This is a genomic window from Pulveribacter suum (assembly GCF_003013695.1).
GTDB classification, from domain to species: domain Bacteria; phylum Pseudomonadota; class Gammaproteobacteria; order Burkholderiales; family Burkholderiaceae_C; genus Melaminivora; species Melaminivora suum.
Window position 1 is genome coordinate 1,992,192 of record NZ_CP027792.1, and the last position, 12,730, is coordinate 2,004,921.

A 12,730-nucleotide genomic window follows, 5' to 3' on the forward strand; every position below is an offset into this window, starting at 1 on the left:
CACCGTTCATGCAGCGCTTCGCCCTCTGGCTCTACGCCCTGGCCACCCGGCTGGCCACGCCGCTGCTGCGCGCCAGGCTGCGCCGGCGCGCGCAGGCCGAGCCAGCCTACGGCCAGCATGTGGACGAGCGCTTTGGCCGCTACGGTGGGGCGCTGCCCAGCCTGCAGCCGCAGGCTGAGAGCGCGCGCCTTGTCTGGATCCATGCCGTCTCGCTGGGTGAGACGCGCGCCGCGGAGCTGCTGCTCAAGGAGCTGCGCCCCCTGCTGCCCGGCATGCGCCTGCTGCTGACGCACGGCACTGCCACCGGCCGCGCCGCGGGCGCGTCCCTGCTGCAGCCCGGCGACGTGCAGCTGTGGCTGCCCTGGGACACGCCGGGCGCCACGCGGCGCTTCGTGCAGCGATTCAGGCCGGCTATCGGCGTCCTGATGGAGACCGAGGTCTGGCCCTGCCTGGCCGCCGCCTGCCGCCACGCCGGCGTGCCGCTGGTGCTGGCCAATGCGCGGCTGAATGAAAAATCCCGCTCGGGCGCGCGGCGGCTGGCCTGGCTGGCGCGCCCGGCCTATGCCGGCCTGGCGGCCGTCTGGGCCCAGACGGAGGCGGACGCCGAGCGCCTGCGCAGCGTGGGCGCGCCCGTGGCCGCCGTGCTTGGCAACCTGAAGTTCGACGTGGTTCCGCCGCCCGCGCAGCAGGCCCAGGGCCGCGCCTGGCGGAGCGCGGCCGCGCGGCCCGTGGCGCTGCTGGCCAGCTCGCGCGAGGGCGAGGAGGCGCTGTGGCTGCAGGCCTTGCAGTCAAATCGGCCCCAAACCCAGGCCGGACAAGCGCAAGCAGCTATTAAAACAGAAGCGAATGGCAACCTGCAGTGGCTGCTGGTGCCGCGCCACCCCCAGCGCTTTGATGAGGTGGAGCGCCTGTGCCGCGCGGCTGGCATGACGGTCTCGCGTCGCAGCCGCTGGACGGCGGGGCCCGAGGCCGCCGATGTCTGGCTGGGCGACAGCATGGGCGAGATGGCGCTGTACTACAGCCTGGCCCACGTGGCGCTGCTGGGCGGCAGCTTCGAGCCGCTGGGCGGGCAGAACCTGATCGAGGCTGCCGCCTGCGGCTGCCCGGTGGTGATGGGCCCGCACACCTTCAACTTTGCCGAAGCGGCCGAGCTGGCCTTGCAGGCCGGCGCCGGCCAGCGCGTGCCGGACATGGCCGCCGCCGTGCGGGCCGCCGCAGCGCTGGCGCTTCGGGCTCCCGACCAGGCCCGCGCGGCCGGGCGCTGCCTGGCCTTTGCCGAGGCGCACCGCGGCGGCGCCCTGGCCACGGCGCTGGCCATCGCGCGGCAGCTGCGCCAGCCTGCGGACCGCTGAGCCTTTTGGCCGGGCCGGCCGGCTGGCCCACAATCGTCGCCACTGCCCAGGCCCTGAAAGAGAACCCGACCGCCATGATGGACAAGCATTACCTCACCCCCTTGTTCGCCCCCAGCTCGATCATCGTGCTGGCCGGCAGCAGCGACGCGCCCGACGGCCTGACGCACCAGGCGCGCGTGCTGCGCGAGGCGCTGCGCGCGCAGCGCTACACGGGCGAGCTCACCTTCCTGGGCGTGGACACTTCGGGCACCCTGGCCGACCTGGCCCAGACCCGGGCCGACCTGGCCGTCCTGGCCCTGCCGCCGCAGGAGCTGGCCGCCGGCCTGGAGCTGGCGGCGCGTGTGAACTGCCGCTGCGCGCTGGTGATCAGCAGCGGCGTGGACGCCGAGCTGGCTGCGCAGCTGCGCAAGATCGCCCGGCGCGAAGGCATGCCGCTGCTGGGTCCCAACTCGCTGGGCATTCAGCGGCCGTCGCTGCAGCTCAACGCCAGCGCGGCGGGGCCGCTGGCGCGAGACGGTTCGCTGGCGCTGATCTGCCAGTCCGGTGCGCTCACCACCTCCATCCTGGACTGGGCGCGCAACAACGCCGTGGGCTTTTCCAGCGTGATCTCGCTGGGGCCGCACACCGACCTGGGGCTGGCCGATGCGCTGGACTTCCTGGCCAACGACCCGCGCACCCAGAGCATCGTGGTCTATATGGAGGGCATCCAGAACGCCCGCCGCTTCATGAGCGCGCTGCGTTCGGCCGCCTATGCCAAGCCGGTGGTGGTGCTCAAGGCCGGGCGCAAGCCGGCCGGCAACGAGGCGGCGCAGACGCACAGCGCCGCCATCGTCGGCAGCGATGACGTGTTTGACGCCGCGCTGCGACGCGCCGGCGCCGTGCGCGTGCGCTCGTTCGTGGAGCTGTTCTCCGCCGCCAAGTGCCTGGCCTCGCGCTACCGCCCGGTGGGCCGGCGGCTGGGGCTCATCACCAACGGCGGCGGCCCCGGCGTGCTGGCGGCCGACTGGGTCAACGAGATCGGCCTGGACCTGGGTCGCCTGTCGCCCGAAGCCGTGGCCAGGCTGGCGCCGCAGCTGCCGCCCCTGGCGTCGCTGGCCGACCTGATGGACCTGTCGGAAGAAGCCGGCCCGGCACACTACCGCGCTGCGCTGGAGAGCGCCTTTCGCGACCGCGAAGTGGACGGCGTGCTGGCCATCTTCTCGCCCAAGGAGGGCATCGACGCCGTGGCTGTCGCCAGCGAGCTGGCCGAGGCCAAGCGCCTGGCGCCCAAGCCGCTCCTGGCCTGCTGGATGGGCGACGCCTCGGTCGTGCCGGCGCGCCAGGTGCTGCGCGAAGCGCAGATCCCCAACTTCCGCACGCCCGAGGCGGCGGTGGGGGCCTTCGGCAACATCGCCAGCTTCTACCAAAATCAGCAGCTGCTGCAGCAGACGCCCGCGCCCCTGACAGCGCTGGCCAAGCCGGACATCGAGGGCGCGCGCCTCGTCATCGAGACGGTGCTGGCCGAGCGCCGCAACGTGCTGACGGAGATGGAGTCCAAGACGCTGCTGGCGGCCTTTCACATCCCCGTCACGCGCACGGTGCTGGCGCGCAGCCCGCACGAGGCGGCCATGATCGCCACGCAGCTGGGCTTTCCGGTGGCGCTGAAGATCGACTCGCCCGACATCGCGCACAAGTCCGACGTGGGCGGCGTGGTGCTGAACGTGCACAGCGGCGCCGCCGCCCGCGACACCTACGCCGACATGGTGCAGCGCGTGGCGCGCCTGCAGCCCGGCGCCCGCATCAACGGCGTGACGGTGCAGAACATGGCCCGCGCGCGGCGCGGGCGCGAAATCAATATCGGCCTGGTGACGGACGACCCGTTCGGCCCGGTCATCACGTTTGGCGCTGGCGGCACCATGATCGAGCTGATCAACGACCGCGCCATGGAGCTGCCGCCGCTCAACCAGTTCCTGGCGCGCCGGCTGATTGACCGCTCGCGCGTGGCCGAGACGCTGGGCGAGTGGCGGGGCGCCGCCGCCGTGCACCGCGAAGCGCTGGAACACGCGCTGCTGCGCGTGTCTGAAATGGCGTGCGCGCTGCCCCAGCTGCGCGAGATGGACATCAACCCGCTCATCGTGGACGAGCTGGGCGCCGTGGCCGTGGATGCGCGCATTGTGGTAGGTGAAAGCAGCCAGGGCACGGTGCGTGGAGACACCGTGGGCCACGGCCATTACGGGCACCTGGCCATCTTGCCGTACCCGGCCCGCTACGAGCAGGTCTGGCCGCTGCGCGGCGGGGGCGACTATGTCGTGCGCCCGATCCGTCCGGACGATGCGCAGATGGTGCAGCGCCTGGTGCGCGAGCTCTCGCCCGAGAGCCGCTACTTCCGCTTCGTGTCACAGATCGCGGAGCTGCCCCCGTCCATGCTGTCGCGCTTCATGCTGATCGACTACGACCGCGAAATGGCCCTCGTGGCCGAACACCGCGAGCGGGTGCTGGATGACGAGGGCGAGGTCAGTTACAAGCAGCGCGTCGTGGGGGTGTCGCGCTATGTCACCAACCCGGACCAGACGAGTTGCGAATTCGCTTTGCTGGTAGCCGACGACTTTGCCGGCCAGGGGCTGGGCTCGCGCCTCATGCTCAGCATCATGGACGTGGCGCGCGACCGGGGCCTGGCGGAGATCCAGGGCCTGGTGCTGGCCAACAACCCCAACATGCTCAAGCTGATGCGCCGCCTGGGCTTTGAGGTGCGTCCGTTTCCGGACGACCCCGAATTCCGTCTGGTGGTGCATCAGCTGTGAGGTCAGATCCTCCCCATGAGCAGCAGTACCAGGAGTATCACCACCACCAGGCCGACACCGCCGACAGGGCCATAGCCCCACGAGCGGCTATAGCCCCAGCTGGGCAGTACGCCGATCAGGATCAGGATCAGGACGATGAGCAGAATCAGCGAGAGAGACATGAGCGTTGTTTCCTTCCGTTGTGATGGTCGCCACTGGGCGGCAAGGGCCTGGGCGGCGCGCCCTGCCGTAGAGGTCAGGTGCGTGGCGCATTGTTTGCAGCCTCGCCTGCCGGGCGGGGTAGGCGGGCAGCGCAGCAGGGAGTAGGGCGCCGAGCCTGTCGCCTGCTGCAGCGACAGGCCGCTTTCCTACATGGCACGCACGGCGCCCAGCTTAGTGTGGCCGCTCCCAAATCCCCAGGAGCGTGACACATGACGAAAAAGAAATCTGTTGCCGACGCCACCAGCGCAGAAGCCGCTGCGCGCAACACTGACAGCGGCCCGGCCACGGTCCCCGAGGGCATGGACACGCCAGCCGCCGCCAAGGCAGGCCAGACCCAGCAGCTGGCCGCGGCCATGCCCGACAACCCCGCCAAGCCGAGCGAATACGGCGAGGCCGGCGGCCTGGCGCCCAGCGTGGGCGCGACGGCCGAGGCCGCTTCGCGCCTGCCGCTGGCCAGTGCCTTGTCGGAAGAAAACTCCAGCGCCAAGACGGGCACAGTGGCGCCTGCAGGGCGCAACAACACCATCGACACCCTGGACCGGGTGCGTGTGGATTCCACGGGCCAGGTGCTGACCACCAACCAGGGCGTGCCCATCTCGGACAACCAGAACACGCTGTCGGCCGGCGTGCGCGGCCCGGCGCTGCTGGAAGACTTCATCCTGCGTGAAAAGCTCACCCACTTTGACCACGAACGCATTCCCGAGCGCGTGGTTCATGCCCGCGGCTCGGGTGCGCATGGCTACTTTGAGTGCACCGAGGCGCTGTCAGACATCACGCGCGCCGCGCCTTTTCAGCAGGTGGGCAAGAAGACGCCGGTGTTCGTGCGCTTTTCCACCGTGCAAGGCGAGCGCGGTTCCAAGGACACGGCACGCGACGTGCGCGGTTTTGCCGTGAAGTTCTATACCGACGAGGGCAACTGGGACCTCGTGGGCAACAACATGCCGGTGTTCTTCATCCAGGACGCGATGAAATTCCCCGACCTGGTGCATGCGGTCAAGCCCGAGCCCCACCACCAGATGCCGCAGGCTGCAAGTGCCCACGACACTTTCTGGGATTTCGTCTCGCTCATGCCCGAGTCCACGCACATGCTGATGTGGCAGATGTCCGACCGGGCCATCCCGCGCAGCTTTGCCACCATGCAGGGCTTTGGCGTGCACACGTTCCGCTTCGTGAACGCCGAAGGCAAGGCCACGCTGGTGAAGTTTCACTGGCTGCCCCTGGCGGGCACGCACTCGCTGGTCTGGGACGAGGCGGTGAAGATCTCTGGCGCCGACCCGGACTTCAACCGCCGCGATCTGTGGGAGCGCATTGACAGCGGTGCCTATCCGCAGTGGGACCTGGCGGTGCAGCTGTTCACCGAGGAGCAGGCCGAAAGCTTCAGCTTCGACGTGTTGGATTCGACCAAGCTCATTCCCGAGGAGCTGGTGCCGCTGCGCGTGATCGGGCGCATGACGCTGGACCGCAACCCGGACAACTTCTTTGCCGAGACCGAGCAGGTGGCTTTCTGCATCGCCAACGTCATCCGCGGGATCGACTTCACCAACGACCCGCTGTTGGCCGGGCGCATCCACTCATACCTCGACACGCAGTTGCTGCGCCTGGGCGGGCCCAACTTTCATGAGATCCCCATCAACGCGCCCGTCGTGCAGGTGCACAACAACCAGCGCGACGGCTTTCACCGCCAGGCGATTCCGCGTGGGCGGGTGGCCTACGAGCCCAATTCGCTGGCCGGCGGCTGTCCCTTCCAGGCCGGCATGCAGGGCTATATGACAGTGCCCGCCCGGGAAGAGAACCGCGAAGGCACGGCCAAGATACGCGCCAAACCCGAGAAGTTTGCCGAACACTATGTGCAGGCCCGACTGTTCCTGGACAGCCAGACGCCTGCCGAGCAGGCGCACATCGCCGCGGCCTTCCGCTTCGAGTTGAGCAAGGTCACGGTACCGGCCGTGCGCGAGCGCATGGTGGCTTCGCTGCGCAACGTGTCCGAGGAGTTCGCCGCCCAGGTCGGCAAGGGGCTGGGCATGGACCCGCTGCCGGCTCCGCTGACGCCAGTCGTGCCCAACCCACCCAAGCCGGAGGTCATGCGCTCGGAGTTCCTGTCGCTGATGGCGCGGCCCGGCGATGGCTCCATTGCCGGGCGCAAGGTGGCTATCGTGGTGGGCAGCGGAACGGACGCGGCCCTGGCGCGCGAGCTGCAAAAGGCGTTGCTGGCGCGCGGCGCCGTAGGCCGCTTCGTGGGCACGCACATCGGGGCAGTTGCGGCCCAGGGCGGCACGCTCGATGCCGACGCATCCACTGAAAATTCGCCCGCCTATCTGTTTGATGCCCTGGCCATTCCCGGTGCCGACGAGCAGATGGGCATCGACGGGCACCTGGATGAATTCGTACGCGACACCTACCGCCATTGCAAGCCGATTCTGGCCACGGGCGGGGCGGGCGATCTGGTCCGGCGCGTGTTGCCAGCGGGCCTGGACACAGCGCAGGACCAGGCTCTGGTGCTGCAGGAGGCCGCCGGGCAGGAGGCGCTGGAGCGCTTTGTCACGCTGGTAGGCGCGCCCCGCGACTTTGCGCGCGAGACTGACCCGCCGCGGGTTTGAGGAAGGCACACAGGCTACGCCGTGACAGATCCCAAGAAAGTCTCCCACCCCGTGCCCACCTCTTCGGGGCGCAATCGCTTTGCCACCCATCGCGCGCTCTTCCTGGGCGCGATCGTGCTGGCCTTCTTGCTGCTGGCCGTCTGGGTGCCCTGGTAGTGCAGCAGCTGGACTGACACAAAAAAAGGCCGGCGCTGGACGCCGGCCTTTTTCATGCGCTGGAGTGAGGCGTCAGCCTGCCAGGCCCTGGGCCAGGAAGGGAGGCTTGGCCGCTGCTGCAGCTTCGCGTTTCTTGAGGGCGGTGATGCGCGGGATCTGGCTCGGGGGATCGAGCACCACACGGGTCTCGTCGGAGGGGAGCAGCTCGGCTTGCAACCGGGCCACGCGCTCGCGATACATCTGCGCCAGGGCGGCGTGGTGTTCGGCTGCGCCTTCATGCTCCAGCGCTGCCATGCGCGCCTCGTCCATGCAGCGCTGCGCACGGCGCGTGTAGATCGTGGCGGGATCGAAAAATCGCTTGAACATGGTCGGCCTCCAGGCAGATGGGGTAAGGCTGCACCTTACGTGCCGGGCTGGTCCCGCCTGCGTCAGACGAAAGCGTCAGGGCCCGCCGGAAAAGCCCACGCCCGGCTGACCAGCGGCTGCAGGCAGCCGCCGTCGCTGGCACACTGGGCCGGCCTCCTATTTCACGTTGATCGATGGCGATAACCTCTTTTGTCCGTCCCCAGGGCGAGCGCCGGGCCCTGCTGTGGCTGGTGGCGCTGGGCTTTTTCATGCAGACGCTGGACGCCACCATCGTCAACACGGCCCTGCCGGCCATGGCGCGCGACCTGGGCGAAAGCCCGCTGCAGATGCACTCGGTCATCGTCGCGTATTCGCTGGCGATGGCGGTGCTGATTCCCGCATCGGGCTGGCTGGCTGACCGCTTCGGCACGCGCCGGGTGTTCATGGCAGCCATTGCGCTGTTCGTCACCGGCTCGGTGCTGTGCGCCCTGTCGCCGTCGCTGGCCTTGCTGGTGGGCGCGCGCGTGGTGCAGGGCCTGGGCGGGGCGCTGCTGCTGCCGGTGGGTCGGCTGGCCGTGCTGCGCGCCTTTCCGCGCGAGGAATTCATCCAGGCGATGAGCTTCGTTGCCATCCCGGGGTTGATCGGCCCGCTGATCGGTCCGACGCTGGGCGGCTGGATGGTGGAGTACGCCTCTTGGCACTGGATTTTCTGGGTCAACGTGCCGGTGGGCCTGGTGGGCCTGGTGGCGGCCCGGCGTTTCATGCGCGCCCAGGGCGCGCAGGACGCGCGCCGCTTCGACGCCGTGGGCTACGGCCTGCTGGCCTTTGGCATGGCCGGGGTGTCGCTGGGCGTGGAGGGCATGGCCGGCGGCGGCGTGCGCCGGGCCTCGGCGCTGGTGCTGCTGGTCTTTGGCCTGGCCAGCCTTGCGGCGTACGGGCTGCACGCGCTGCGCAGCAGCAACCCCCTGTTCGCCCCGGCGCTGTTTGGCGTGCGCACGCTGCGCGTGGGGCTGCTGGGCAACTTCTTCTCGCGCCTGGGCAGCTCGGCCATGCCTTTCATGATTCCGCTGGTGCTGCAGGTGAGCCTGGGCTACCCGCCCCTGCAGGCCGGCATGATGATGCTGCCCACGGTGCTGGGCAGCATGGCCATCAAGCCGGCGGTCACGCGCATCGTGCAGCGCTTTGGCTACCGCGAGGTGCTGGTGGCCAACACCTTTGCGCTGGCGCTGCTGGTCATCAGCTTTGCCGTGGTCGCGCCCGGCTATCCCATGGCGCTGATGGCGGCGCAGCTGGCCCTTTTCGGCGCGGCGAACTCGATGCAGTTCTCGGCCATGAACACCATTACCCTCAAGGACCTGGAGCCGGCGCACGCCAGCAGCGGCAACAGCCTGCTGTCCATGGTGCAGATGCTGGCCATGGGCATGGGTGTGGCGCTGGCCGGCGCCGTGCTGGCCAGCATGCAGGCGCACTTCAGTGACGGGGCCGCCACGCTGAACGCCTTTCGCGTGACTTTTGCCTGCATGGGGTTGCTGACCCTGGCCGCGACGGCGCTGTTCTTTCAGCTGCCTCCCCACGAGCCGCCGCGGCCCCACCCGCTGGGGCCGGTGGAGCAGAGCTGAACAAATTACTGCCCCTCCAAGGCGGGGTGGGATCGCAGCCCCTTGTCCTACCCGTGTCGCGCCATCGGCCGACTGGCAATTGCAGCGTGCCTCCGTAGCATGCGGCAACACTTTGGACAGGTAGGAGGGGTCATGGTATTTCGCATCTCGATAGCCATCGTCGCGGCGCTGGTGGTGCTGGCGGGCATGGCGCCGGGGCCGTTCAACGACGTCATGCAGACGGTGCTGGCGACCGTGGTGCGCGGCGCTGGCTGGATGTACCTGCTGGTGGTGTTTCTGGCACTGCTGTTCCTGTTTTACCTGGCATTCGGCCGTTTTGGCCGCCTGCGCATTGGCGGCGAGGACGCAGAGCCAGAGTTTTCACAGATGAGCTGGTTGTCCATGCTGTTTGCCGCCGGCATGGGCATCGGTTTGGTGTTCTGGGGCGCGGCCGAACCGATATCGCACTTCGTGAAGCCGCCTGAGGGGCTGGAGCCGCAAAGCTCCATGGCGGCACGCGCGGCCATGCGCTACGCGTTCTTTCACTGGGGCCTGCACCCCTGGGCCATCTACGCCCTGGTGGGCCTGGCGATGGCATGGTTTCAGTACAACCGCGGCGGGCGTGGCCTGATCAGCGACATGCTGGAGCCGGTCATCGGCAGGCACCACAGCGGCGCGCTCGGCCACGCAGTGAACATTGCTGCGGTGGTGGCCACGGCCATCGGCGTGGCTACCACGCTGGGCTTCGGCACCATCCAGATTGCCGCCGGCCTGGAGCGCGTGTTCGGCGTGCCGGCCACGCCCACCACACAGCTGATCATCATCGGCGTGGCCTTCGTGCTGTACATGGTGTCCAGCACCAGCGGGGTGGAGCGCGGCATCAAGTGGCTGTCCAACTTCAACCTGATCCTGGCGGCACTGCTGATGCTCACGGTGCTGGTGATCGGGCCCACGGGGTTCATCCTCGACACCTTCACCACCACGCTGGGCTCCTACATCAACCAGCTGGTCACCATGAGCCTGCGGCTGTCACCGTTCTCCGACAGCACCTGGGTACGTGACTGGACGGTCTTTTACTGGGCCTGGTGGATCGCTTGGGCGCCCTTCGTGGGCGCGTTCATCGCCCGCGTCTCGCGCGGTCGCACGGTGCGCGAGTTCGTGGTGGGCGTGGTGTTTGCGCCCAGCCTGCTGGGCTTCGTCTGGTTCTCCGTCTTTGGCGGGGCAGCGCTGCAGGCGCAGATCTTTGGCAAGGTGGATTTGCTGCAGGCGCTGGCGGGCGGCTACGAGACGGTGCTGTTCGCGCTGTTCGACAGCATGCCAGGCTCCAGCCTGCTGGCATTGGTGGCGCTGCTTTTGCTCGTCATCTTCTTCGTCACCTCGGCGGACTCGGCCGTGCTGGTGCTGGCCAGCATGTCCACCAATGAGCCGGGCGACCCACCCCTGTCCAAACGCGTCGCCTGGGGCGTGGCCGTGGCACTGATTGCCGGCGTGCTGCTGCTGGCCGGAGGGCTGGACGCGCTGCAGGCCCTGATCACCATCGCCGCGCTGCCCTTTGCCGTGCTGATGGCGCTGGTGATGGTGAGCGTATATCGCGAGCTGGACGGTGAGGATGGGCGACTGCGCCGCCGGGCGCAGCGCCGCCGCCGCATCGTGGAACTGTGGATCGCCCGCGAGCGGGAAGCGCAGCGCGAAGACCGCGGCGGCGACAGCCTCAATCCGGATCAGCTCCCATGAAGCCGCCGCTTTGGTGAGCCCACAGCCGGGCATAGATGCCACCGCGGGCCAACAGCTCGGCGTGCGTGCCCTGCTCGGCGATGCGGCCTTCCTGCAGGACGATGAGCCGGTCCATGGCAGCGATCGTTGACAGGCGGTGGGCTATGGCGATCACGGTCTTGCCCTGCATCAGGGCGTCCAGGCTGTGCTGGATGGCCACCTCCACCTCGCTGTCCAGCGCGCTGGTGGCCTCGTCCAGCAGCAAGATGGGCGCGTCCTTGAGCAGCACGCGGGCAATGGCCACGCGCTGGCGCTGCCCGCCCGAGAGCTTGACCCCGCGCTCGCCCACCTGTGCGTCGTAGCCGCTGCGTCCCTGCAGGTCGGTGAGCTGCTCGATGAACTCGCAGGCTTCTGCCTGTGCAGCCGCTGCGCGCATCTCCTCCTCGGTGGCGTCGGGGCGGCCATACAGGATGTTCTCGCGCATGGAGCGGTGCAGCAGCGACGTGTCCTGCGTCACCATGCCAATCGCCCCGCGCAGGCTGTCCTGAGTGACGTGCCGGATGTCCTGCCCGTCGATCAGGATGCGCCCGCTGCTCACGTCCGACAGGCGCAGCAGCAGGTTGACCAGGGTGGATTTGCCCGCGCCCGAGCGGCCGATCAGCCCGATGCGCTCGCCGGGGCGAATGTGCAGCTGCAGCTGGTCGATCACGCGCCGCCCGCCCTCCTTGTAGCTGAAGCTCACGTCCTCGAAGGCGATCTCGCCGCGCGCGACCACCAGCGGCTGGGCGTGCGGCGCATCCACGATGGTGCGCGGGCGCGTCAGCGTCACGATGCCGTCCTGGATGGTGCCCACGTTCTCGAACAGCCCCGTCATCTGCCACATGATCCAGTGCGAATAGCCCATCAGGCGCAGGGCCATGGCCAGCACGGCGGCGACCACGCCGGCGCTGACCTGGCCCTGAGTCCACAGCCACAGGGCCGTGCCGCCAGAACCCAGCAGCAGCAGGGTGATCATCACGTGGTTGGTCAGCTCGAAGCGGCTGACCAGCCGCATCTGCGCATAGCCCGTGGCCTTGAAGGCGTCCATCGCGTTGCGGGCGTATTCGGCCTCGCGGCGGGTGTGGGCGAAGAGCTTGACGGTGGTGATGTTGGTGTAGGCATCCGTCACCCGGCCGGTCATCATGGAGCGGGCGTCCGCCTGCGCCCGGCCGACGGCGCCCAGCCGCGGCACGAAGTACCAGCACGCCGCGCCGTAGCCCACCAGCCACAGGGCAAAGGGCAGCATCAGGCGCCACTCGAAGCTGGCAGCCAGCACCAAGATGCCGATCATGTAGACGCTCACCCCCACCAGCACGTCCACCACCATGAAGACCACCTCGCGCACCGACAGGGCCGTCTGCATGACCTTGGTGGTGATGCGCCCGGCAAACTCGTCCGCGTAGAACGACATGCTCTGGCCCAGCATCAGCCGGTGGAACAGCCAGCGCAGGCGCATGGGAAAGTTGATGGCCAGTACCTGGTGCATCACGGTGGTGTGCAGGGCCAGCAGCGCCGTGCTGGACAGCAGCAGTGCCGCGATGGCCAGCACCGTGGCGCGCTGCTCCTGCCAAAACTGCGCGGGCGAGACGATCGACAGCCAGTCCACCACGCGCCCCAGCACCGCAAACAGCAGGGCCTCATAGACGGCCAGCAGCGCAGAGGTCAGCGTCAGCAGCGCAATCCAGCCACGCATGCCCTGGGTGCTGCACCACAGAAAGGCGAAGAAACCGAGCGGGGGCGGCTGCGGCTCGGCGGCCGGGTAGGGCGGCAGGCGTTCTTCAAAGAAGCGGAAAAGCACAATCTGGTTGGGGCGTAACGGCGGACTGCACAGGATAGAGGCATGTGCCGCGCCGCGTGCAGGCGCGGGGCCGGCAAGCCGGCAATGAATGGGGCTATGCTGCACTTCATTCATGCAACCCGCAGCACCTCTTCGCAGCTCAGCCTGGCAG

The 12,730-nt window shown here is 68.8% G+C and carries 8 protein-coding genes; 5 read left to right on the forward strand and 3 right to left on the reverse strand.

Going from position 1 to position 12,730, the window contains the following annotated elements:
* Window positions 1-8: 8 nt before the first annotated feature.
* Both C7H73_RS09260 and C7H73_RS09265 read left to right on the forward strand, forming a co-directional pair.
* Window positions 9-1,352, forward strand: coding sequence for a 3-deoxy-D-manno-octulosonic acid transferase (locus C7H73_RS09260; protein WP_106846373.1), 1,344 nt, complete (start codon window positions 9-11; stop codon window positions 1,350-1,352).
* Window positions 1,353-1,426: 74 nt separating this feature from the next.
* Window positions 1,427-4,132, forward strand: a complete 2,706-nt coding sequence (locus tag C7H73_RS09265) for a bifunctional acetate--CoA ligase family protein/GNAT family N-acetyltransferase (RefSeq protein WP_106847611.1) — start codon at window positions 1,427-1,429, stop codon at window positions 4,130-4,132.
* A 2-nt stretch (window positions 4,133-4,134) separates the two neighbouring features.
* On the opposite strand, the gene C7H73_RS09270 is transcribed toward C7H73_RS09265, so the two are convergent.
* Window positions 4,135-4,293 (reverse strand): DUF3309 family protein, encoded by a 159-nt coding sequence (locus C7H73_RS09270; RefSeq protein ID WP_106846374.1) that lies wholly within the window; start codon window positions 4,291-4,293, stop codon window positions 4,135-4,137.
* A 249-nt stretch (window positions 4,294-4,542) separates the two neighbouring features.
* Between C7H73_RS09270 and C7H73_RS09275 the strand changes: the two genes are divergently transcribed.
* Window positions 4,543-6,930 carry a catalase gene (locus C7H73_RS09275; protein ID WP_106846375.1) on the forward strand — a complete coding sequence of 796 codons (2,388 nt, stop codon included), beginning with the start codon at window positions 4,543-4,545 and terminating at the stop codon, window positions 6,928-6,930.
* 228 nt (window positions 6,931-7,158) lie between these two features.
* Here C7H73_RS09275 and C7H73_RS09280 read toward each other — a convergent pair whose 3' ends face one another.
* Window positions 7,159-7,452 (reverse strand): hypothetical protein, encoded by a 294-nt coding sequence (locus tag C7H73_RS09280; RefSeq protein WP_106846376.1) that lies wholly within the window; start codon window positions 7,450-7,452, stop codon window positions 7,159-7,161.
* 173 nt (window positions 7,453-7,625) lie between these two features.
* On the opposite strand from C7H73_RS09280, the gene mdtD reads away from it, so the two are divergent.
* A complete protein-coding gene (gene mdtD / locus C7H73_RS09285; RefSeq protein WP_106846377.1) occupies window positions 7,626-9,050 on the forward strand; it encodes a multidrug transporter subunit MdtD in 1,425 nt (474 codons plus the stop codon).
* Window positions 9,051-9,182: 132 nt separating this feature from the next.
* Window positions 9,183-10,763, forward strand: coding sequence for a BCCT family transporter (locus C7H73_RS09290; protein WP_106846378.1), 1,581 nt, complete (start codon window positions 9,183-9,185; stop codon window positions 10,761-10,763).
* Here C7H73_RS09290 and C7H73_RS09295 read toward each other — a convergent pair.
* Complete coding sequence (locus C7H73_RS09295; RefSeq protein WP_227001317.1) at window positions 10,741-12,579, reverse strand: ABC transporter ATP-binding protein; 1,839 nt, start codon at window positions 12,577-12,579, stop codon at window positions 10,741-10,743. The two genes, C7H73_RS09290 and C7H73_RS09295, sit on opposite strands and share 23 nt — an antisense overlap.
* Between the last annotated feature and the right edge of the window lie 151 nt (window positions 12,580-12,730).

Excerpts from the sequence above, each read along its gene's own strand:
- C7H73_RS09270 (WP_106846374.1), bottom strand. The coding sequence starts at position 4,293 with ATGTCTCTCTCGCTGATTCTGCTCATCGTCCTGATCCTGATCCTGATC.
- mdtD (WP_106846377.1), top strand. The coding sequence starts at position 7,626 with ATGGCGATAACCTCTTTTGTCCGTCCCCAGGGCGAGCGCCGGGCCCTG.
- C7H73_RS09265 (WP_106847611.1), top strand. The coding sequence starts at position 1,427 with ATGATGGACAAGCATTACCTCACCCCCTTGTTCGCCCCCAGCTCGATC.
- C7H73_RS09275 (WP_106846375.1), top strand. The coding sequence starts at position 4,543 with ATGACGAAAAAGAAATCTGTTGCCGACGCCACCAGCGCAGAAGCCGCT.
- C7H73_RS09290 (WP_106846378.1), top strand. The coding sequence starts at position 9,183 with ATGGTATTTCGCATCTCGATAGCCATCGTCGCGGCGCTGGTGGTGCTG.
- C7H73_RS09260 (WP_106846373.1), top strand. The coding sequence starts at position 9 with ATGCAGCGCTTCGCCCTCTGGCTCTACGCCCTGGCCACCCGGCTGGCC.
- C7H73_RS09280 (WP_106846376.1), bottom strand. The coding sequence starts at position 7,452 with ATGTTCAAGCGATTTTTCGATCCCGCCACGATCTACACGCGCCGTGCG.